Raw genomic sequence first — 21,326 nt, 5'->3', positions numbered from 1 at the left:
GGATAGTAAAAATGAACGCCCCAGCATTAGTACAAAAAGTTTGGAATTATTGTCATACCTTACGTGATGATGGTGTTGGTTATGGTGATTACTTAGAGCAGTTAACCTTCTTGCTGTTTCTCAAAATGGCCCATGAATACTCACAGCCTCCTTATTCACGCGATACCAAAGTACCGAGTAACTATAACTGGGATTCATTAACAGGCCTGACCGGAGAAGCGCTGGAAGATCAATACCGTAGAGTATTAAAAAAACTTGCAGATGCTCCTGGCATGTTGGGAGCTATTTTTTATAAGTCTGAAAACAAAATCCCCGACCCAGCTAAGTTGTCGCGCATTGTTAAAATGATTGATGAAGAGAGCTGGATCAGCCTGGATGCAGATGCCAAAGGCGATTTATACGAAGGCTTGCTGCAAAAGAACGCCGAAGATACTAAAAGTGGAGCAGGTCAGTACTTTACTCCACGTCCATTAATTGATGCCATGCTGGCGTGTGTGCGCCCTGAGCCTAAGAAAACGATTTTAGATCCTGCCTGTGGTACGGGCGGCTTCTTTTTGAGTGCCAGTGATTGGATCACATATGGTGATAGTCAGTGGATTGAAAAAGGTATGAGCCACTGGAACCCTGCTAAAGATAACGCCAGCACGATTGCCAAATCCAAGCTCAACAAAGACCAAGTGAAGTTTTTACGTGATGATACCTTCTTTGGTAATGAGATTGTGCCTTCAACTCGCCGCATGTGTTTAATGAATTTGTTTTTACACAACATCGGTAGCATTGATGGTGAGCCGAAAGTGGAACGCGCGGATGCCTTATTGACGGCAATCAAAGGTGACGACAAGGTTGATTACGTTTTAGCCAACCCACCGTTTGGTAAAAAAAGTAGTATGACAATTACCAATGCTGAAGGTGGTGAAGACAAAGAAGCCTTAACCTATGAGCGCCAAGACTTTTGGGCGACCACCACCAACAAACAGCTTAATTTTTTACAGCATATTGTCTCGAGTCTCAAAGATACTGGTAAAGCCGCCGTTGTATTACCTGATAACGTTTTGTTTGAAGGTGGCGCAGGTGAACGTATTCGCCGTAAATGGCTAAATAACTGTGATGTCCACACTATTTTACGTCTACCAACAGGGATTTTTTATGCCAATGGCGTGAAAGCGAACGTAGTGTTTTTTGATAACGCTGCCCGTGATGAAAAAGTGCACACCAAAGGTATTTGGTTTTATGACTTAAGAACGAATAAGCATTTCACCCTTAAACAACGCCCAATGATGCTGAGTGATCTTAAAGAGTTCATTCAATGTTATAAACCTGAAAACCGCCATGAACGTGAAGAAAATGAACGTTTCAAGTATTACAGCTACGATGAACTAATCAATCGCGATAAAGCGAGTTTGGATGTGTTTTGGCTTAAAGATGACAGCTTAGATAATTTGGACAACCTGCCAGCACCAGCAATCCTGCAACAAGAGATAATTGATCATTTAGAAGCTGCGTTAGCAGCGTTCAAAGATGTTGCTGTTGGATTAAGTTACAAAAAGTAAGGCTTTTTACGGCCTTGTAACATATCAGTAGTTTCTTAGCCTTCGCATATGCGGAGGCTTTTTGTACTAAATCTTTCTAAATCAGGGAGTGATGATGGCGATAGGGATTAGTGAATTTTTAAGCGGTTTACAATTTGCTGAAAAGATTGCTCATTACATCAAAAAGTTTTTAAAGCAAGCTGAATCAGAGACTTCTGCCAGCCGATTTCTTGCATTATTCAATGCCCACGGTGTCAAGCCAAGTCAAATTCCCGATTTATTTGGCCATGGTCTAAGCATTGCCGATTGTCACTGTGCAGAATCACTTACTAAGGTCTTAACTTCTGATCTGATGGAAAAAGCGGCGCAGCTTTTTGGTATCAATAGAGATTGGTTGGATTGCGCTAGTGATGTGGTTTACGAGCCGCATTCCTTTTATAAAAATCCTCAAGGATTTGATGCCTACCTAAAAAGTATTGCACTTAAATCGCAACTACCTTTGCGGGCAACCTTGTACATGCCCACCAGCAGTAACTTATTTTATCCTGATGACTCTGGGGTATTGGTGATATCTGTTCCCGTGGGAGAGGTTAATCAACGCAATATATATCGCTTTGAATTGGTCCATTATGATCGTATTTGTTACTGGCACTGTAGAGGTTATTTGGCCGCAAATTTGGCTTCCATGCTGAGAAGGTATGCGATCGTTTATGGTTCATACGTAGCACCCAAAGTGCTTGAGCCTGTTGCGCAAGGGCAAAAATTGCCAGTTTACGATTATGGGTCACAAGACGCTTTCCGGCTAAAGGTAAAAGGTCGTGTTTCAATTGAAGAGTTAATTTCCAACCCTGATAAATATTTGGAGGGTGTCGATCCTGAAACCGACAAATTTGGGCACCGTGCCGCTATTGATCTATGGCTGAATATGGCTGATCAAATGCGTACTCAAAGTCACGCGGAGCATTCTCGCATAGTGTTGAAATTCGAAGAGGCACTTAAGTCTTTAACATAGAGGATTACACCGTTATTGTTAGAAATATTGATTATAAGCGCATGAAAATTATTGTTTTTAAGATGTTAGGTTTATTGAGTGACGCTTGTAAAGTGATTAGGGCGGTATTTAATCCAGTAATAAAGACCCACTAATAGGAAGTGCCTACATGTCCAATTAGTGGGTAATGAGATATCAAAACGTAACAGACCAATCGCCATCATCGGTAAGAACATCGACTTGTTTTACATCACAATTACCATTGGCTATCACTGAAATCGATTCTCCAAATTTAAGTAATTTAGGGAGTCCCGACATTATGGTGCCGCCACAATTTCCCCTGTTTATGATAACTTTGTTTATCGTTACAGTATCGCTAATTGCTTTGACGTTGATACTTGGGTACGTATAGCCAAATGTTGTTTGATATTCGTAAGTAATTTCAATGGTAGGCTGCGAGTTCCCACAGCCAAAAATCATCAAAGTAAAAGCTAAAATAACCAATGTTTTATTCATATAAACCACACTTTTTACTGTATGTCAGAGTATCGTTGAACTCTATCAACCTGTTTTAAACCAAATTGATTTTCAATGTCCTAGACCTACGCCCTTTGCTTTACCAAAGGACGTAGATGAATCATTACAAGGCACTATTAGTGAGCTTTTTGGTTTGGACGAAAACGGTGATTGAGTATCCAATCCCGTATAACGCTGAAAATATCCCCCATCCGGCAGAAGCTTCTAAATCAACTTCCGCAAATGCAGAGGCAAGAATGAGGCATAAAGGGAAAAACACCATTCCTATGATTGACATGGTTTTTACGACAGACATGTATAACTCCTTTTAAAAATCGTGTTTAACGACATCACAGGTCTTGAAAGAAGATGCTTACTTGCAATAGAAGCATTTTCTAGACATTAAATATCAAAATGACATCTATACAGGTCTGAATGTATCCTTTGTAGCGTGGTTTGTCTATAGGTAGTGCTTGAGAATTATCCAGTATTCAATGCCCTGGAGTTCTCAAGTGAATGATGATGAAGTGTTAAAGATGGGGATGGCCTTCGGCCGAGCGGTTAAGTTGCGTCGTGTCGAGTTAGGTTTTAACCAAGAGGAACTAGCGGATAAGGCTGAACTTGCTAGATCATTTGTATCGAGTGTTGAACGCGGTGTGGCTAAGGCTTCTATAGCTTCAGTGTGGAAACTGGCCCAAGCGCTAAATTGCAATCCATCGGATTTATGGATAACGGCAGAGAGGCTTTATGGTTTGCACTGAAATTGATACTTTATTTACCTGTAATTTACTTTGATACGTCTTGGAATATTGAATATTCAGGCTTTCGAAAGGCAAAACTAGTTTATGTTTGAGTTGAGAACTATATATTGGCTTCATTCTTGGTTGGCCTTATAGCCAAAATCACTGTGATCACATATGTTCGTTTTCCTTATTCTGAGATCTTAGTTTTTGGTGATATTGATAAGGTCTTACTTCACTTCACATCTACTTGTACATTTACTCTAATAGTGATGTGACATAATTATTGGACTGACTGCTACGGTTTAGTTGGATAATATGCAAAATTAATAAATGCTGTGATAGTGATTTTCGCTTTATTCCTTCATTTTATGCAGATATTGACGCAAATATCCTGTTGCGGTTGTATTTGATTTAATGAAAATATGCGAGAATATTTTCATTAAATCAACAGATTGTAGTCGTTGGATAGTTAATGGACCAAAATACACAGGGATTCACTTCATACTGGCGTAACACCTTAGCTGATGCCGAGTCTGGAAAAGGGGCATTTGAGCGTAAAGATGTAGATATATTCACACCATGGACTGACACAGCGACGGGAAGGTTAGATGAGGAACTTGTTCAATCGTTCTTCGTAGGTGAAAGCGATGAGGTTAAGACTGTCAAAGTGTTGTTACGGCCACAGGTATGGATCCGCCTGTTAAAACATGGCAAAGAAAGAGCTGCAGGCGCTCCGGGAATTGTTACTCCCCTGGTTACCTTCGCTCTACTAAATCGTGAAGGTTTTTTGTTCCCTACATCTTCCGCCACTATTCCTCGAGATTTGCTTGAGCCTCTTCCCCAAGGCACTTTCTCTATTGGTGATATGGAGCTGTATGACAAATACAAAACCACACATGATTCAATCACTATTGCTCCCGATGATGAAGATGCACAACGTGAGGAAACTGACGAACAAAGGGCGGAACGACATGCCCGATATCAACAACTGTGGCAAACATACCTCAAACAGTCAGATGAACTTTTAAAAAATGTTTCCGGACAATGGCTTGCTTCACCTGATCAATATGAACAGGCGGGATATGGATATGTAATTAAGACCAACCAGCCCGGTGGGGCCAGTATCCATATTCTGCCCATGTACGATCATCTGCTGTCGTGCAAAAAAGAGGTTCCGTTACTGACGCGCTTTGCTTCAAAAGAGATGCCTCCTGTCGAGCCACTCCTTACCAGTAATGCCATGTTCAGTAAGCGTCTGGGGCATGCCAGTGATAAGTTTCCGTTGGCTGTCGCACAGCGTGACGCCCTGAGCCATTATCTCACTCAACAGTCGGGCGATATATTGGCTGTGAATGGTCCTCCGGGTACCGGAAAAACGACGCTGGTACTCTCTATTATTGCTACTGAATGGACAATGGCGGCGCTTAATAAAACCGAACCGCCAATAGTGATTGCTACTTCAACCAACAATCAGGCGGTAACCAACATTATCGAAGCTTTCGGTAAAGATTTTTCTACTGGCATAGGACCAATGGCCGGACGTTGGCTACCTGACGTAAAAAGTTTTGGCGCTTATTTCCCATCTTCAGGCCGCAGGGCTGATGCGGCGAAAAAATATCAGACCGAGGACTTTTTTAACCGTGCTGAATCTTTGGAATATATTGAAGATGCGCGGGTTTATTATCTTGAAAAGGCAATGGCGGCCTTTGCTGGAGAGGAGTTTCGTACCCCTGAACAGGTTGTGGCTCTCTTACATGCGCGTTTAGCTGGGCTCTCTGTACAGCTTAAGTTGATCGAGCCCGCATGGGACTTGCTTAATGGTATCCGCCAGCAACGTCGCGTTATCAGCGACGATCTCGAGCAGTATATTCAGGACAAGAGCACGTTACTGCGCAATAGCACCAGTGAAATCTCGCTATTAACACAGGGCAAAAAACAGTGGCAGCAATATCGCGCTGGTGAGTCGATGATGTTCGCACTTTTCTCCTGGCTCCCCGCTGTGCGCACCAAACGTCACTATAAAATGAGCCTTTTTTTGGATGCTACTTTTGGTGCAAGGATGGCAGCATTCCAAGGCTCTTTGCCTGATGGAATAGATGTATTTATTGATGGTCTGATTGCCCAAGTGCTTAAAGAGCAGGCTGAGTACCAGCAGCTGATTGATGTAGCTGAGGACATTTCCCGACGTGAAAACGAAGCGGCCATACGCTGGCGTGGGCTTGCCCATTCACTGGGATATGCCGACGAGGCGGAGCTGAGTTTGAGCGAAGTCGATGAACTTGCCGATACCCAACTGCGATTCCCTGCGTTTCTGCTGGCGACGCATTACTGGGAAGGCCGCTGGTTGATGGATATGGCTGCAATCGATAATCTTCAAAAAGAAAAAAGGCGTACTGGTGCTAAAAGTGTTAAGGCCCGCTGGCGGCGAAGAATGAAGCTTACTCCTTGCGTGGTGATGACTTGCTATATGTTACCTAGTCATATGAAAACTAGTGAATTTGCAGGAGAAGGGAAGCCGTATAACGCAAGCTATTTTTATAACCTTGCAGACTTACTCATTGTTGATGAAGCGGGACAGGTGCTTCCTGAGATCGCGGCTGCTTCCTTCGCGCTGGCGAAAAAAGCTTTGGTTATTGGTGACACAGAACAGATTGCGCCTATCTGGAACAGTCTGCCTGCCATTGATATTGGCAATATGGTTGAGGAGAATATCCTTCCACGAGGTACTCAGGAAGAACTTATTGAAGCTTATGCACTGGCGTGTGACTCAGGAAAAAGCGCTGCGTCTGGCAGTGTCATGAAGGTCGCCCAATTCAACTCGCGCTATCAGTACGATCCGGACCTAGCGAGGGGGATGTATCTGTATGAACACCGACGCTGTTTCGATAATATCATTGGCTACTGTAATACCCTTTGCTATCACGGTAAGTTGCAGCCCAAACGAGGGGAAGAAAAAAGAACGATATTCCCTGCCATGGGTTATTTGCACATTGATGGTAAAGGTATGCGGGCAAGTGGCGGAAGTCGCTACAACGCTTTTGAAGCTGAGATGATAGCAGCTTGGCTTGCGGCTCATAAAGACGAAATTGAACGCTATTATGATAAACCTTTACATGAATTAGTCGGCGTTGTAACTCCATTTTCGGCGCAGGTCAGCACGATTAAATCGTCACTACACAAACTAGATATTAATTGTAATGACGATGAAAATTCGCTGACCGTGGGAACTGTTCATTCATTGCAGGGGGCGGAACGGGCGATCGTGCTGTTCTCTCCCGTTTATTCGAAACATGAAGATGGCTGGTTTATCGATAGCGACAGCAGCATGCTGAACGTCGCTGTTTCACGTGCTAAAGATAGCTTTCTTGTCTTTGGTGATATGGATCTGTTTGAAATCCAACCTGGATCTTCCCCGCGTGGATTGTTGGCGCAATACCTGTTTGCTTCCACCAGCAATGCCTTGCAGTTTGAGTTCCCAAAGCGCCAGGATTTAAGTTCATCACAAACGCAGGTTTCTACTTTGCATGGGGTGGAGCAACATGATGTGTTTCTGAATCAGACTTTTGACGCCATTGATAAGAGCATTACTATCGTTTCCCCGTGGCTCACCTGGCAAAAGCTGGAGCAAACCGGTTTTCTGGAATCGATGGCCCAGGCACGTGATCGAGGCATCGATATTACTGTGGTGACGGATAAAAGCTTTAATATCGAGCATGCCGATTATGAAAAACGCAAAGAGAAGCAGCAGCGCCTGAATGATGCCGTAATGAAACTGAGCGAGATGGGAATTGTGACGAAGCTGGTTAACCGCGTACACAGTAAGATTGTGATTGGTGATGAGGGGTTACTGTGCGTAGGTTCCTTTAACTGGTTTAGCGCCTCTCGGGAGGAAAAATACCAACGATACGACACATCGATAGTATATCGAGATGCAATGTTGAAAGGGGAAATCAATATGATCTGTGCTAGCTTGGAACAACGTTATGTAAAGAATGACAATTAAATTAGGTGTTTATATCACTTTGAATTTTTATGGAAAATATTTAAGTGGTGAAACGTGGGTACTTACCAAATAATTAGTTGTATTAGTTCAGATTAGATCTGACACATCATCTTGAAAAGATGAGAGTTACCCACTTTGACAAAGGTGTCGAAACTTTAATCAAAATGGGTAACTCTCATGCTTCATACTAACAATCCCATAATTAAACACAAAGCTGGTTTGCTCAATCTCGCTGAAGAATAGGGGAACATGTCTAAAGCTTGTAAAGTCATGGGGCTTTCCCGTGATACTTTCTACAATATCAAGAGCTGGTTGAAAACGGCGGTGTTGAGTCGTTGATAAATCAGTTCAGAAGAACACCTAACCTCAAGAATCGTGTTGATGGTACAACCGAAAATGCTGTTTTAACGCATGCTGTCGCGTTTCCTGCCCATGGGCAGTCTCGCACCAGTAACGAGCTTCGCAAACAAGGGATTTTTATCTCCGCAAGTGGCACACCTTAAAAGGTGAATTGGACATTGGGCTACTTGCAGATTTATTAGATGTTGATTGGGTTCGTATGAATCTGCTTGCAGGGAACCCATGTGTGGTCACTTTAATAAGGCGTTGGAAAGAAATTAATGCCATTGAAAATATTAGAATTCATAGTCATTAAGTTGCACTATTCAAAATTTGTGACTAAGACGCAAATTTATTATTTTACGAGAAAATAGATATAAATAAAAAGCCCCTTGATTGGGGCTTTTTATGCGTAAGTGACTGGATATTCCTCACTAAAGCCTTTCAAAAATGTATGTGCCGATGTGCCACAGGCAAGGCAAACCTGCTCAAGCTCTAAGATTTTGAGTTGACGTTCCCCGCTCTCATACTTGGATACGAAACTTTGGGGCTTTCCTAATTTAAGAGCAAGTTCACTTTGATTGAACCCAGCCATTTTACGCATGGCTTTCAGTTCATTACGCAAAGCTTCTTCGCGATCCGACCATATTTTTTTCATGCTCGGATATTAGAGTAAGTTGCAAGATATCCCATTTTGGGATATTTTGTTTTTACATTAAATGAAGGAGTAGGAATGTATGAAAGTGATCAGGATAATTAAACAGTGTAATGCTCGGTACAGTATGGTTTGTGAGGATTGTGGTGCAACATTCTTCTCTGAGAGCCAGAATGCTCGATGCCCTCAGTGTGGTTCTTTGTCTACCCACTAAGGTTATTTGATAGTGGAATACATAAGTAAGGGGCTGCCATATGGCAGCCCCTTACTTATGTTGTAGCTTTAAATAAAGGAAAGAGCTATTTCATTGGGCTACAAGTCGCAAGTTTCTGGCATTATGCGCAAGGCTTACGTTTCCTTTAGCTGCATCCATGATGTACTCACTCCACCATGTCATCATCACTCGGCGGCGCTCAAGGTAAATACTGCGGTTATAGGCACTACGTACTTGGTTTTTATCCGTGTGAGCAAGGGCCGCCTCTATTACGTCAGGATCAAATCCTTGCTCATTGAGTGTAGTACTGGCAAGCGATCTAAAACCATGAGCGGTTGTTCTGTTCTTTAATCCCATCCGTACTAAAGCTGCATTGGCTGTTTGTACATTACAGTGAGTTTTTGGGTCTCTTTCTGCAGGAAAGATAAATTCTCTATGTCCTGAGATTGGTTTAATTGCTTGTAGTAGGGCTAATGTTTGCTCTGTCAGTGGAATGATGTGATCACGACGCATTTTCATTCTTGTCGAAGGGATATGCCAAATACGCTCTTCAAAATTGATTTCATCCCAACGAGCAGCAGCCGCTTCGTTTGGGCGAGTCATGGTGTGTAGTTGCCATTCAATTAAAAAGCGTGTCACTTTTTTAATGCTTGCGTTGGCAATTGCTTGCATTAATTCGGGTAATTCACTTGGCTTCATAGCTGCTAAGTGTTCTTTGCGAGGCTTTTTGAAAATGGCCTTAATTCCTGACAATGGGTTTGCAGGAATTAACCCTGTATTGACGGCATAGATCATAACTTCATTAAGCCTCTGCGCGAGTCGCTTTACCGTTTCTAAATTTCCCTTTGCTTCTATTGGTCTTAGGAATGTAATAACCATAGGGGCAGTAATTTGACTGATAGGAATGTCTTTTAGTGAAGGCAGTAGGTGACGTTTAAAGGAACGCCAGGTCGCTGCCGCGTGATCTTCTGTTATAGCGTCTTTTTTTTGATCAAACCATTCAGTGGAAATTCTGCCAAAAGTATGCTCGACTATGGCCGCTTTTGCTGCCATTTGCTCTTCTCTATGGGCTTTAGGGTCTGTGCCATGGGCAATAAGAGTTCGAGCTTCTTGTGCGAGCTTACGAGCTGATAATAGTGAGATATCAGGATAAGAGCCTAGGCTAAGGTTTTGGCGTTTTTTCGTTATTGGGTGTGAGTAGTTAAGTAGCCAGAGTTTCGAGCCATTTGGCTTAATTCTGATTTGTAGACCACTACCATCGGCAAGGTTGTATTCCTTATCTTTTGGTTTAGCAGTTTTGATCTCTGTATCAGATAGAGGCTTAGCAAGTCTTGCCATAACAACACCTTAGCACCAGTATTTTGTTGATACTCAGTGTTACTAAAATTAATACTTATATAAGGTATTGATTTGTAATAGATAACACCATTTTTAGTAACACCACGCTTTAAGGTTAAGTACTGGTGTTACTTCTGATGTTACTAAAAAGCATGGATGTTACCAACCATTATTGGACGTCTATGGACTGCAAATTAAGCTAAGTCATTGATTTTATTTTTATTCAGGCAAGAAAAAAGACGTCCTGAGACGTCTTCGTTCTTATATTTGGTGGAGGCGGCGGGACTTGAACCCGCGTCCAGAACACCTACATCCAAGGCACTACATGCTTAGTCTCTCTTTTAATTAACCCGAATAAACTCCGAAAGACAGGATTTCATCGGGCGAGTCCGGTACTATTTCGCGGTTCACCCCCGGACGGAGTTCCCTCGCTATCAAATGTAGGATGACCATCTGTATACACTGCCCATTTGAGAGACCTGTGTCAGATGGCTAGCTAGCCTAAGCTGCTAGTTTGAGGTTAGAGTCGTTTGCAACTATAACTGTGCGGCTTTTTACGAGGCCAACCGCCCCTCGGCATGCTCCCAGGGTTTCGTGAATCCTGTCGAATCCAGAATCGCCCCCAAGAATTTGATTGTAACCCGTAGCACTATGATCACCTAGCATCATTTGCTTCAAGTTCAATCGTTTGTTCATTATCCGTGCGTTTTTTCTTTTTTCATCACGCGGGCTTTTTCAACTTCCCATTCACGCGCTTTAGTATCTTCGCGCTTATCGTGATCTTTCTTACCTTTACCTAGGCCAATTTCCACTTTTACCCATGCACCTTTACGCCAGTACATTGAGATAGGAATAATAGAGTAGCCTTGGCGCTCAACTAAGCCCGCTAGTTTATCTAGCTCTTTACGGCTGAGTAGCAGTTTTTTCAAACGTAGGGGATCGCAGACAACGTGTGTCGATGCTGTATTCAAAGGAATAATGGTGCAGCCATGCATAAAGGCTTCGCCATTTTTCAGGAATACGTAACAGTCGGACAAGTTGACCTTACCCATACGGATAGATTTAACTTCCCATCCCATTAGGGATAGGCCGGCTTCCATTTTCTCTTCGAAACGGTATTCGAAGGTTGCGCGCTTATTACGTGCGATAGTCGCAGGCGCGGCTTTGCTTGAATTTTTCTTTACCATAGTGGCGCCATTATACGCACGGTGATTCAATTTGGTATTGATATAAGGTTTTATTTAGTTAATTTCAAGCCTCTATCGTGTTGTTGCTTGTTTTTTGAACGCCATTAAGGGGTTGAGTATCAGCTTAAGTGCACAAGGGGTGCGTTTTTTACGTATCGTGATAAAATCCGTGCAAATTTTGATTGCTTGCCTAAGTTGTTTATTGCACGTGCGTTATTTTCGTGCGTTTGAGTTTGCTTAGGTCGCTGTGAATACGTTAGTGAAGAGTACTAAGTCCTATGCCGCAAATTTCTCGAAGTGTGTTAGTCCGTTTTAGTGCGATGCAAATGTATGACTTAGTGAATGATGTAGAGTCGTATAAGGAATTTTTACCCGGTTGTGTGGGTGGTAAAGTCTTAGAATTTGATGGCAAGACTATGCTGGCATCTGTTGATGTGAGTAAAGCGGGGATCCGTAAGACATTTACGACTCGCAACCAAGTGGTTCCTGGTAAGAGTATTGATTTAACATTGGAAAATGGGCCCTTTAAGCATTTATTGGGGCAGTGGCGTTTTACTGAGCTGACTGAAGAGGCCTGCAAGGTAGAATTCGAGCTGAGTTTTGAGTTTTCAAGTTCGTTAGCCGATATGGCCTTTGGTAAAGTGTTTAATGATCTTATGGTATCAATGGTGACGGCATTTACGAGTCGCGCTAAGGTGATTTACAGTGACAAATGAGACAGATAAGTTTGTAGTTGATGTGGTTTATGCCTTGCCTACACAGCAAAAAGTGATTTCGGTGAATGTGAATCCCGGCACGTCAGCGATTGAGGTGGTGCGTTTAAGTAATATAGTAAGCTTTTTTCCTGAGATCGATTTAGACACGGTTAAGCTTGGTGTGTTTAGTAATGTGGTTAAACATGACCAAGTGATTTTACCGGGGCAAAGGGTTGAGATTTATCGTCCTTTGATTGCTGATCCTAAGGATGTGCGTCGTCGCCGAGCAGATAAAGCTAAAGATGAAGGCCGCGCGAATAAAGTGACGGGTGGACGAGCTTAAATATTGACATCATAGCTCAATAAAAAAGCGCCCTTGGGCGCTTTTTTATATTTGATTGACTGAGAAGAGCATAAGCAAAGTTTAGGATATTACTTAATTGGTTTTTGAACTTGCGCTTCAGCTTGATTTTCTTTAACTAATGGCTTTTCATCGGCGCGCTGTGCTGGAATTTGTGGCACTAGTTCAGTTTTATTACCTGTTGGCAAGCTGCTTTGCTCTAGCGGCGTACTAAATTCTTTGCTCAGTTCATAATCGCCTTTTACTGAGGTAAGTTTATCGCCCGTAAAGTGCAGTATGAGTTCTTTATGCGTAATGCTGGCATCACGCCCACTCTTGTAGTGATACACATAGTACCAAGTATCGTCAGCAAAACTATCTCGTAATACCGGACGGCCGAGAATGTATTCGGCTTGTTCTTTGGTCATGTCAATGCGCAACTTTTCAACTTGTTGCGGTTCCATGTAGTTGCCCTGTGGAATGTCGGGCTTATAAATCAACCAATCGAACACGCTACAGGCACTGAGCGAAACAGAGAGCGCCACAGCGCCCAGTAGGGTAAGACTTTGCTTTTTATTGATCATTGTATGCGCTACTTCTGAAAATCTGGCGGCCATAATACCCAAGCATTCCCCCTTATGACAAGGGCAATCGGGCTTTGCAACCGTCATAGATCGAATTGTGTGACTTTTCGACCCAGTATGTTGGCTTTAGTTCTCAATCTTTAAGGATATTTATTCGCTAAAGTCATATGGGGCTAAGAGTATGATTTTCGGCTTCTAGAGCCGTACAGGTTTACTGTTGGCTGGATTGGGAAAGAGTAAATGTGAGCGATTTCTTCTTTAAAGCCAAGCAATTAGTTAGCAAGTCGATAGGCAGTATGTGTGGCGATAAACATAGTAATCTCATTAAAATCAGATTAAAGTTACCGATATGTTTTTATTGTGTTCTTGTACTGTGGCTTTTTGCTGTGAGTTTGCAGTGTTAGAAATAAAATAGTGGGATAGATGCATTGGGTTCTTTAGTTTGCGTAGGTACGGGTTTACAACTGGCCGGACAGATCAATGTGATGAGTCGTAGTTATATTGAGCACGCTGATGTCGTGTTTTCACTCTTGCCCGATGGTTTTTCGCAGCGTTGGATCCAGAACATTAATCCCAATGTCATCAATTTACAGCCGTTTTATGCACAAAATGGTGAAGTTAAAAATCGCCGAGAAACCTACGAACAAATGGTTAATTCTATATTGGAGGCCGTGAGGGCTGGCAAAAAAACCGTTTGTGCGCTCTATGGTCATCCTGGAGTCTTTGCCTGTGTTTCCCATATGGCGATTACGCGGGCGAGGGCAGAAGGGTTTTCAGCGAAGATGGAGCCGGGGATTTCGGCTGAGGCGTGTTTATGGGCTGATCTGGGTATTGACCCCGGCAGCTCTGGGCATCAAAGTTTTGAAGCTAGCCAGTTTATGTTTTTTAATCATGTGCCCGATCCGACAACCCATTTATTGTTATGGCAAATTGCGATTGCTGGTGAACATACCTTAACTCAGTTCCATACTACGAGTGACAGGCTGCAGATTTTGGTTGAACAACTGAATCAATGGTATCCGCGAGATCATCAAGTGGTGATCTACGAAGCTGCTAATCTGCCAGTTCAAGCCCCTAGAATTGAGTATTTGCCGTTGAGTAAGCTGCCCGAGGCAAACTTGTCTCCGATCAGTACTTTACTGATCCCGCCAGCAAAAAAACTCGAATACAACTATGCTATTTTAACTAAATTAGGCATTAGACCTGAAGATTTAGGCTAATTGTGAGTGCTGTACTTCTGAGCTGAATTCGGGAGTCATCTTATAAATAAGGAAAGGTATGTCTGCATTATCGGATTTTTTTACCCAGTTAGGTCAAGATGCACAACTGATGGAAGCGTATCAACAGGACCCGGAGGCCGTAATGCGCGCCCATGGGTTAACTGATGAAGAAATTAGCGCTGTAATGACAGGGGATATGACAAAACTAAAAGTTTTGAGTGGCGACCAAAATTATCAAACATTTGTTTTAGTCAATCATGGTAATAATTAACTAATCTTGAAACGGTTACGTTGTGCCCTATTAGCCATCTTCGCCTTGTGTTCGACAGCTTTGATGGCTAACTCTCTCGATTTTGATCAGGCACTCAATGAGCTTGATGTATTACTGCAATCTGATCTTAGTGCTGCGCAGAAAAAGCTTGCCGAATATGAGAAAGAATTCAGTCGTTTAACTACAATACAACAAGGACGACTGAGGATAGATAGAGCGATAGGTTATTTTTTCACTGGTGAATATACTAAAGCGTTAGATGATCTACACCAAGCCGAAACCTTAGTGCCAAATACTGATTTATTGGCGTCAGTTTATAGTTACAAAGCCACGGTATATATAGGTCTGCGTGACTATGACAAAGCCTTGGCTGCAGTCGCTCAAGCATTAGCCCTAGTGGTGAATATTGATGATGTTACGATTAAACGGCACTCATATCTAAGAATTGCCAATATTTATTCCGAAATGGACGCTTATAGCGATATGGGCCTTTATGCCAATAAGGTGCTACAACTCGCAAAGGAAACCGATGTCCGCGATATTTGTCATGCCAAATTGTTGCGCGCTATTTATTTACTCGGCGTGAAAAATCCCGACGCCTTCGATGCCTTCGAAGATAGCCGTCAATACTGTGATGCGAAGCAATTCCCCCTTTTGGCGACTATGTCGATGAAAGGCAAAGCTATGGTTTTGCAGGAGCGGGGCGACTTTTTAGGCGCGAGAGCGATTCTGCTATTAGCTTTAAAAGGGTATGAAGCTTTTCAATTTCAGTTAGAAATTAGCCATGTACATGCACTACTTGCCGAGAATTACTTTGCCATGGGTGAGCAGGTTCAAGCGAAAAGTCACGCAGTTAAAGTGCTTTCATTTCCCGATGATAATAGCTACATCGAACATAAGCATATTGCATATAAGGTATTTGCCGAACTGATGGCGGCGGATAAACAATTTGAGCAAGCCTATGAATACACAAGAAAAGAACAATATTATAATCAATTGATTTTTGACCAATCTAGAATGAAAACTCTCGCTTATCAGGCGGCTAAGTTTAATGCCGATGAACAGGCGCGTGAAATCAACTTACTCAATAAAGAGCGTGAACTTTACATCGCTCAGCAAATGGTAAAAGAGCGGGAATACACCAATATGCTGATGTTTATCACTATTCTAGTGGGTGGGCTATTCTTCCTTGGGATTTTGTTAGCCGTAGGTCAGATGCAGAAACGTAAGTTTATGCGTATGGCGAGAATGGATGCCTTAACAGGCATATTGAATCGTGGTGCAGGGCAAGAGTTGGGAGAAAACCTTTTTGTGCAAGCCACGGCGCGTAGCGGGGATTTCTGTGTCATTTTATTCGATTTAGATTTCTTTAAACGTATCAACGATTCTTTTGGTCATGGAACTGGCGATTGGGCGCTTAAAAAGGTGGTTGACTTCCTTAAATCCCATATCCGAAATGGTGATGTTTTTGCTCGTATCGGCGGTGAGGAGTTTGCAATTTTATTACCCTATGCCGATGAAGAGAAAGGCATGGAAGTGGCGGAGCAATGTCGAGCTCGTATCGAGGCCATTGATACCCAACATTCAGGGCATAAGTTCGTCATAACGGCGAGTTTTGGCGTGAGCGGTTTAATGGCTGATGATCTGAGTTTGGATCCATTATTTCACCGAGCCGACATGGCGCTCTATGCCGCTAAGGCCAATGGCCGCAACACCGTAGTACGCTATTCTGACATATTAAAATGTGACAAGCAGGCGACTGATTTACGGCGTCATATTGCATCGCCCTCTGTGTAATATAAGTCGAGTGAGCATTTAGTCTCATCCAGAGTTGGCAAGCCCTTACTGGTTTTATCCTTCTTTAGTTTATTGCTCGCTTTTTATTTTGTAGCTACTCACAAAATGCGATAACAGTTTAAGGTGTCTCTAAGCGCACTTTTACTCTGCTTTGTTACTCCAGTTGATTTCCCCTACGCTTAAGTGTTTTTCGTATCAAAAATTTCTCATTTTTAATGAATTGCCTTGACCTTGTTAATAAATAAATGGGATATCATAGCTGATAATTGCCTAGCTATTGCTGGGTCCTTACATAGAACAATGCGCATTCCCTTTTTCCGTTGGAGCCTTCATGGAACAGTCGAGTTTACTCACGTCGGTGCTGCTATTTTTATTGGCGGCGGTTATTTTTGTTCCTTTGGGTAAACGTTTTGGCGCGGGCCCTATTCTTTCCTATTTGGCCGCAGGGATTATTTTAGGCCCAGGTGGTATGGCGTTGGTTTCTGATCCTGCAGCCGTGTTGCATTTTGCCGAGTTAGGTGTGGTACTTATGCTGTTTGTACTTGGACTCGAATTGAATCCAAGTAAATTATGGGAACTTCGCAGTGCTATCTTTGGTTTAGGCAGTGGTCAGCTGTTGTTGTCATGGGCTGCGATTGGAGGTTTGGCTTGGGGCTTTGGTTTGTCTATTGAGGCGGCTTTAGTGGTTGGTGCCGCGCTATCTTTATCATCGACAGCCTTTGCCGTGCAGTTAATGAGTGAGCATAGGTTGCTCACAACCCCACTTGGACGTGATGCTTTTGGGGTCTTGTTAATGCAAGATCTTGCGGTTATCCCTATGTTGCTGCTGACAGCATATTTGGCGCCCAATTCTGCTCAGATTGAACATCATGCCGTGCCTTGGTACTGGACTTGTCTTGCGCTCGTTGGTTTTGTGTTAGTGGGGAAATATTTACTGCCTAAATTCCTTAAACTAGTGGCAAGCAGTGGGGTGCGTGAAGTGCTGACCGCTTTTGCATTATTACTGGTCATGGGTAGCGCTGAGTTAATGGAGTGGTTGGGACTTTCCGCGGGTATGGGGGCATTTTTGGCGGGTATTATGCTCGCTAACTCAAGTTATCGGCACCAGCTCGAAACTGACATAGAACCTTTTAAAGGCTTATTGCTTGGGCTGTTTTTCATGGCTGTCGGTATGAGTATGGATTTGAAATTATTGATATCTGATCCGTTACTTATTCTGGGTATTTTAATGGCTATGTTGCTGATTAAAACCTTTGTGCTTATGGTGTTGGGTCGCATTCGGCACCACAAATGGCGACCGAGTATTGCATTGGGGTTGATCCTTGCAGAAGGCGGTGAATTTGCCTTTGTGCTTTTATCTCAGGCGCAGCTATCTGGTATTGTCGGCGATAAAATTGCGCAAGTCCTTGTGCTTGCTATTGGTTTGTCTATGGCAGTAACGCCTCTATTGTTTACTTTGTTCCGAGCAACTAAAGCCAAAGTGGTGGATACTCGTCTGCCAGATACGATTAATGTCACCGAATCTGAAGTGGTGATTGCTGGATTTGGTCGAGTAGGCCAGATCACGGGTCGTATTTTGGCCTCATCAGGTATCCCTTTTGTCGCCTTGGATAAGGATGCGAGTCATGTGGATGTTATTCGTAAATACGGTGGTGAAGTGTATTTTGGTGATGCCAGACGCTTAGACATGTTGATGTCGGCGGGGATTGCTCGGTCTAGATTACTATTGCTTGCCGTGGACAGTGTTGAGGATTCCATTGAAATTGCTCAGCAAGTGAAAACACATTTTCCCCATATCAACATAGTCGCGCGGGCGAGGGACCGTAACCATGCTTATCGTTTGATGAGCCTTGGGGTGACGGATGTATTTCGTGAGACCTTTGGTTCGGCGCTATCGGCTAGTGAGAAGATTCTCCAAGGTCTAGGTTTATCGCAGGTACAAGCCAACGAGCGGGTAAAAATCTTTGCTGAGCATGATAAGAAACTGGTGATTGCGAGTGCGGCTCATCAAAATGATTTAGCGACGTTAATCAATCTATCGAATAAGGGTAAGGCAGAGTTGGAATCCCTTATGCGTGGAGATAGGGAGAATGTGAGCTAATGTTGTCACTCTGATTTGGATATAAAAAGAGAGCATAAATGCTCTCTTTTTTATTGGTTTACAACATCAAATTTAACGCTGATGTTTAAGTGTTAAAAGCTATAGCTGTATTGCAGTTTGACGTTGCGTTCTTCACCCGGCATACCACCGAGGAACATGGCTTTACTGTAATAGTCTTTATTGAAAAGGTTATTGATGTTTAACTGGATTTTCCAAGAATCCGCGTTGTAGCTCACCGCCGAGTCAACGACGGTATAGCTAGGCACGTAACCGTCTGGAATACCAAATGAGCTTGAGTGCGTACTGCGATCATCGACAAATTTTGCACCAAGGCTCAGCTCGATTGGGCTTGATAATCTAAACCAATCCGCGCCATAGGTAACCCAAGCACTGGCAGTGACATAAGGCACACCTTTTTGACGGCTGTCGTAATTTGCGACGTCATTCGGGTTTTGCTTATCCCTTGCATCTTGGTACATGCCATTAAGGTTAACGCGCCATTGATCATTCAGGTGGGCATTGAGATCGAGTTCGACCCCCTGAGTATCTTCGCTGCCATCGTAAAAATACACGGGAATATTAGGGGTTAATATGCCATTGGTATAATCAGGGTTGTTATAGGCGACATTAGTACGCGAGCTTTTAAAGAATACCAGTGAGCCAAGCAATTGATCCTCAAATGCTTTAAAGCGCATACCTAGATCATTGCTAATTGATTCTGAATCATCTCGGTCGGTAGCATTATCTTTTACTGCATCAAGTACACTGTAAGCGGTTCGCCCTTTAGAATGGTTGATGAAAAATGATAAATCCTCAATCGGCATGTAGGTTAACCCTAGGTTATAGGTCATACCGTTATCTGTTGTATCAGCTTCTGGTGTCGCTTGGGATTGGCTAGTGCTATAGCGTGGATCAACACCAAAGTGCTCATAGGCTTGTTTAATCTCATTAAAGGCAACACCAATACGCGTGGTAAAGCCGTATGGCAGATAACTGACATGTTGTAAACCTACGCCCCAAGCACTGACTTTTTTGTCATAGTTAGCGGTTTTGAGTGGGTCATAGTCCTCGAATTTACCTGTGCCCCAGTTAGGATTACGGATGTCGTATATATAAGGCAGAGATCCTTGGTAAATGATTTTGCCATCTTTGTTTTTATAGATTTGATCGGCATCGAAGATAGAATATTGCTGGAAACGAATATTACGGTCTTCATAGTTGGCATTGACCAATAATTCATTGTCTATATTGCCAATTTGGAAATCATAACGTAGATCGGCAAAGTACTGCCACGAAGTCTCGTCTGCATCCACTTTACGGTATTCCTGACGTCTTGCAGCAAAAGGATAGAGCACGCCGTTTTCAACTAAAGGCGCGCGGGGATCCGTGTTGATCGGGTTTTTGCCTTGTTTCCAGTAGACGTAGTTATAAGCACCTGTTTGGCGGGCGAAGCCTGAAGTGTAGTCGCGATACTGTAATTGCTGATTAAGAAACAGACTATCGTTGAAGTAAATATTATGGGTTAGTTTAAATCTTAACTCTTCGCCTTCATTGTCCTTCGCCATTGGTGAAATCAGCCCTGCATCACCAAACGAATAGGGCCTTAAGCCGTCAGCGCCCGACAACGAGGCCGCTAACTGCTGACGCTGTGCATCGGTCAGTTGTAGACCCTTACCACTTGGATCGTTGATTAAATCCTGCCAAGTGACCTCTCCCGCGCTCTTACCGCCGACTGAATCGGCATTGTAAATTCGAATCGGGTGGCCAATAGAGTCAACGGCAATAGCATCTTTGATATAAGCACCTGAAAGCATTACATCTTGGCTATCACTTAATACCCATTTTAAGGCGCCATAGATTTCGTCTCTGTCTGTACCTATATCGCGATAGCCATCACTGCGGCCGGATTTGGTCACTAAACGGTAGGCGACATCATCATTCAGGCCGCCCGTGCTATCCAGAGCAAGGGAGTAGGTATCCCATTGCCCAACTTCGGCGGTAAATTTGTTTTTTGACTCGAATTGCGGTTTTTTCTCAATTAAATTGATGACGCCGCCAGCACTCCCCATGCCATAGAGTCCAGTCGCTGGGCCTTTTAATACTTCTACGGATTCAACGTTGGTTAAAGAGCGCGTGGGGTTGAAAGTGTTACCAAGGCCAGCACCGCCATACATACCGTCATAGGTGTAATTTGCGCCTAAACCACGGATGACTATGTTGTCACCGATGCCATAGTTATTACCCGCTTGAGTCACACCACTGATGTTACGGATCAAGTCTTGCAGATTATCTGTACCTTGGGTTTCGATCAGTTCTTGGTCAACAATTACAACTGCAGCGGGTGTTTCCATGAGAGACATGTCGGATTTAGTCGCTAGCCCTGAATTTTTCACCACTGAGTTTTGTCTGCCATAAACCGTGATGCGCTCAACGTTGGCTTCAGTATTTGCTGATACCGAGTTAGCTTCGGCGGATGCAGTTTGCGATAAAACGGAAAGGCAGGCGAGTGCAGTTAGTGACAAACGAAATGATTTCATTAATGGTTCCCCCAAATAAATAGGTCGCGAATAGTAATGATTTGCATTTAAGTTGGCAACATATGTTTCAGATGTCGTGGTTGAAATGTGCAGTGCTGCGAATAAGTGTTACGAAAAGGCATGTATTTGAGGAAGTAAGGTATGGGTTCTCGCAGGATAAAAGCTTCATAAAAAGTCGCGTCTAAGCTCCATCCCGCTGTAATGTCAAATTTGTTTCATTTTTTTTATAAAAAAGTGATTTATTTTTTGAGTTAACCATCACATCC

General features: G+C 43.1%; 17 protein-coding genes, 1 other RNA gene and 1 pseudogene. 11 read left to right on the top strand and 8 right to left on the bottom strand.

Annotation, left to right across the window (positions count from 1 at the left end):
* The first annotated feature begins 11 nt into the window (after window positions 1–11).
* Both CKQ84_RS01210 and CKQ84_RS01205 read left to right on the top strand, forming a co-directional pair.
* Window positions 12–1,550: a class I SAM-dependent DNA methyltransferase gene (locus CKQ84_RS01210; RefSeq protein WP_105249805.1), complete on the top strand. Its 1,539-nt coding sequence runs from the start codon at window positions 12–14 to the stop codon at window positions 1,548–1,550.
* Window positions 1,551–1,644: 94 nt separating this feature from the next.
* Window positions 1,645–2,541 carry a hypothetical protein gene (locus tag CKQ84_RS01205; RefSeq protein WP_105249804.1) on the top strand — a complete coding sequence of 299 codons (897 nt, stop codon included), beginning with the start codon at window positions 1,645–1,647 and terminating at the stop codon, window positions 2,539–2,541.
* A 174-nt stretch (window positions 2,542–2,715) separates the two neighbouring features.
* Here the strand turns inward: CKQ84_RS01205 and CKQ84_RS01200 are convergent, their stop codons facing one another.
* On the bottom strand, window positions 2,716–3,036 hold the full coding sequence (locus CKQ84_RS01200; protein WP_105249803.1) for a hypothetical protein: 321 nt from the start codon (window positions 3,034–3,036) through the stop codon (window positions 2,716–2,718).
* A gap of 124 nt (window positions 3,037–3,160) precedes the next feature.
* On the bottom strand, window positions 3,161–3,352 hold the full coding sequence (locus CKQ84_RS01195) for a hypothetical protein (protein WP_105249802.1): 192 nt from the start codon (window positions 3,350–3,352) through the stop codon (window positions 3,161–3,163).
* A 196-nt stretch (window positions 3,353–3,548) separates the two neighbouring features.
* Between CKQ84_RS01195 and CKQ84_RS01190 the strand changes: the two genes are divergently transcribed.
* The 3 genes and pseudogenes from CKQ84_RS01190 to CKQ84_RS01180 form a co-directional block, all read left to right on the top strand.
* Entirely contained in the window at window positions 3,549–3,797 is a 249-nt protein-coding gene (locus CKQ84_RS01190; protein WP_105249801.1) for a helix-turn-helix domain-containing protein, read from the top strand.
* Window positions 3,798–4,251: 454 nt separating this feature from the next.
* Window positions 4,252–7,782 carry an AAA domain-containing protein gene (locus CKQ84_RS01185; RefSeq protein ID WP_105249800.1) on the top strand — a complete coding sequence of 1,177 codons (3,531 nt, stop codon included), beginning with the start codon at window positions 4,252–4,254 and terminating at the stop codon, window positions 7,780–7,782.
* Window positions 7,783–7,959: 177 nt separating this feature from the next.
* Window positions 7,960–8,276 (top strand): annotated as a pseudogene (locus CKQ84_RS01180) (helix-turn-helix domain-containing protein); the annotation flags it as partial.
* Between the two features lie 251 nt (window positions 8,277–8,527).
* Here the strand turns inward: CKQ84_RS01180 and CKQ84_RS01175 are convergent.
* The 4 genes from CKQ84_RS01175 to smpB all read right to left on the bottom strand — a co-directional run bounded on the left by CKQ84_RS01175 (window position 8,528) and on the right by smpB (window position 11,515).
* Window positions 8,528–8,779: a helix-turn-helix domain-containing protein gene (locus tag CKQ84_RS01175; protein ID WP_105249799.1), complete on the bottom strand. Its 252-nt coding sequence runs from the start codon at window positions 8,777–8,779 to the stop codon at window positions 8,528–8,530.
* Between the two features lie 301 nt (window positions 8,780–9,080).
* The gene (locus tag CKQ84_RS01170) at window positions 9,081–10,328 is read right to left on the bottom strand and encodes an integrase domain-containing protein (protein WP_105249798.1); all 1,248 of its coding nucleotides are present in this window, start codon (window positions 10,326–10,328) and stop codon (window positions 9,081–9,083) included.
* 268 nt (window positions 10,329–10,596) lie between these two features.
* Window positions 10,597–10,952: a transfer-messenger RNA gene (gene ssrA / locus CKQ84_RS01165) on the bottom strand.
* A gap of 71 nt (window positions 10,953–11,023) precedes the next feature.
* Window positions 11,024–11,515: an SsrA-binding protein SmpB gene (gene smpB / locus CKQ84_RS01160; RefSeq protein WP_006080832.1), complete on the bottom strand. Its 492-nt coding sequence runs from the start codon at window positions 11,513–11,515 to the stop codon at window positions 11,024–11,026.
* A gap of 278 nt (window positions 11,516–11,793) precedes the next feature.
* On the opposite strand from smpB, the gene CKQ84_RS01155 reads away from it, so the two are divergent.
* Window positions 11,794–12,231 (top strand): type II toxin-antitoxin system RatA family toxin, encoded by a 438-nt coding sequence (locus CKQ84_RS01155; RefSeq protein WP_028760728.1) that lies wholly within the window; start codon window positions 11,794–11,796, stop codon window positions 12,229–12,231.
* Window positions 12,221–12,553, top strand: a complete 333-nt coding sequence (locus CKQ84_RS01150; RefSeq protein ID WP_006080834.1) for an RnfH family protein — start codon at window positions 12,221–12,223, stop codon at window positions 12,551–12,553. Before CKQ84_RS01155 ends, CKQ84_RS01150 begins: the two co-directional genes overlap by 11 nt.
* An 89-nt stretch (window positions 12,554–12,642) precedes the next feature.
* Here CKQ84_RS01150 and CKQ84_RS01145 read toward each other — a convergent pair whose 3' ends face one another.
* Window positions 12,643–13,134: an outer membrane protein assembly factor BamE gene (locus tag CKQ84_RS01145; protein WP_028760727.1), complete on the bottom strand. Its 492-nt coding sequence runs from the start codon at window positions 13,132–13,134 to the stop codon at window positions 12,643–12,645.
* 428 nt (window positions 13,135–13,562) lie between these two features.
* Between CKQ84_RS01145 and CKQ84_RS01140 the strand changes: the two genes are divergently transcribed.
* The 4 genes from CKQ84_RS01140 (at window position 13,563) to CKQ84_RS01125 (ending at window position 18,523) form a co-directional block, all read left to right on the top strand.
* The gene (locus CKQ84_RS01140; RefSeq protein ID WP_105249797.1) at window positions 13,563–14,354 is read left to right on the top strand and encodes an SAM-dependent methyltransferase; all 792 of its coding nucleotides are present in this window, start codon (window positions 13,563–13,565) and stop codon (window positions 14,352–14,354) included.
* A 58-nt stretch (window positions 14,355–14,412) separates the two neighbouring features.
* Window positions 14,413–14,625 (top strand): hypothetical protein, encoded by a 213-nt coding sequence (locus CKQ84_RS01135; protein WP_105249796.1) that lies wholly within the window; start codon window positions 14,413–14,415, stop codon window positions 14,623–14,625.
* A gap of 63 nt (window positions 14,626–14,688) precedes the next feature.
* Complete coding sequence (locus CKQ84_RS01130; RefSeq protein ID WP_105249795.1) at window positions 14,689–16,422, top strand: GGDEF domain-containing protein; 1,734 nt, start codon at window positions 14,689–14,691, stop codon at window positions 16,420–16,422.
* Between the two features lie 331 nt (window positions 16,423–16,753).
* The gene (locus CKQ84_RS01125; protein WP_105249794.1) at window positions 16,754–18,523 is read left to right on the top strand and encodes a monovalent cation:proton antiporter-2 (CPA2) family protein; all 1,770 of its coding nucleotides are present in this window, start codon (window positions 16,754–16,756) and stop codon (window positions 18,521–18,523) included.
* 92 nt (window positions 18,524–18,615) lie between these two features.
* Here the strand turns inward: CKQ84_RS01125 and CKQ84_RS01120 are convergent, their stop codons facing one another.
* Window positions 18,616–21,060, bottom strand: a complete 2,445-nt coding sequence (locus CKQ84_RS01120; protein WP_173913134.1) for a TonB-dependent siderophore receptor — start codon at window positions 21,058–21,060, stop codon at window positions 18,616–18,618.
* Window positions 21,061–21,326: the final 266 nt, after the last annotated feature.

The organism is Shewanella sp. WE21 (assembly GCF_002966515.1).
GTDB classification, from domain to species: Bacteria; Pseudomonadota; Gammaproteobacteria; order Enterobacterales; family Shewanellaceae; genus Shewanella; species Shewanella oncorhynchi.
This window is presented reverse-complemented; position numbering and strand designations above follow the sequence as displayed.

Bases quoted from the DNA above. Each gene is read 5' to 3' on its own strand.
- CKQ84_RS01205 (WP_105249804.1), top strand. From the start codon at position 1,645: ATGGCGATAGGGATTAGTGAATTTTTAAGCGGTTTACAATTTGCTGAA.
- CKQ84_RS01130 (WP_105249795.1), top strand. From the start codon at position 14,689: ATGGCTAACTCTCTCGATTTTGATCAGGCACTCAATGAGCTTGATGTA.
- CKQ84_RS01145 (WP_028760727.1), bottom strand. From the start codon at position 13,134: ATGATCAATAAAAAGCAAAGTCTTACCCTACTGGGCGCTGTGGCGCTC.
- CKQ84_RS01175 (WP_105249799.1), bottom strand. From the start codon at position 8,779: ATGAAAAAAATATGGTCGGATCGCGAAGAAGCTTTGCGTAATGAACTG.
- smpB (WP_006080832.1), bottom strand. From the start codon at position 11,515: ATGGTAAAGAAAAATTCAAGCAAAGCCGCGCCTGCGACTATCGCACGT.
- CKQ84_RS01195 (WP_105249802.1), bottom strand. From the start codon at position 3,352: ATGTCTGTCGTAAAAACCATGTCAATCATAGGAATGGTGTTTTTCCCT.
- CKQ84_RS01135 (WP_105249796.1), top strand. From the start codon at position 14,413: ATGTCTGCATTATCGGATTTTTTTACCCAGTTAGGTCAAGATGCACAA.
- CKQ84_RS01200 (WP_105249803.1), bottom strand. From the start codon at position 3,036: ATGAATAAAACATTGGTTATTTTAGCTTTTACTTTGATGATTTTTGGC.
- CKQ84_RS01155 (WP_028760728.1), top strand. From the start codon at position 11,794: ATGCCGCAAATTTCTCGAAGTGTGTTAGTCCGTTTTAGTGCGATGCAA.
- CKQ84_RS01210 (WP_105249805.1), top strand. From the start codon at position 12: ATGAACGCCCCAGCATTAGTACAAAAAGTTTGGAATTATTGTCATACC.
- CKQ84_RS01170 (WP_105249798.1), bottom strand. From the start codon at position 10,328: ATGGCAAGACTTGCTAAGCCTCTATCTGATACAGAGATCAAAACTGCT.
- CKQ84_RS01125 (WP_105249794.1), top strand. From the start codon at position 16,754: ATGGAACAGTCGAGTTTACTCACGTCGGTGCTGCTATTTTTATTGGCG.
- CKQ84_RS01185 (WP_105249800.1), top strand. From the start codon at position 4,252: ATGGACCAAAATACACAGGGATTCACTTCATACTGGCGTAACACCTTA.
- CKQ84_RS01120 (WP_173913134.1), bottom strand. From the start codon at position 21,060: ATGAAATCATTTCGTTTGTCACTAACTGCACTCGCCTGCCTTTCCGTT.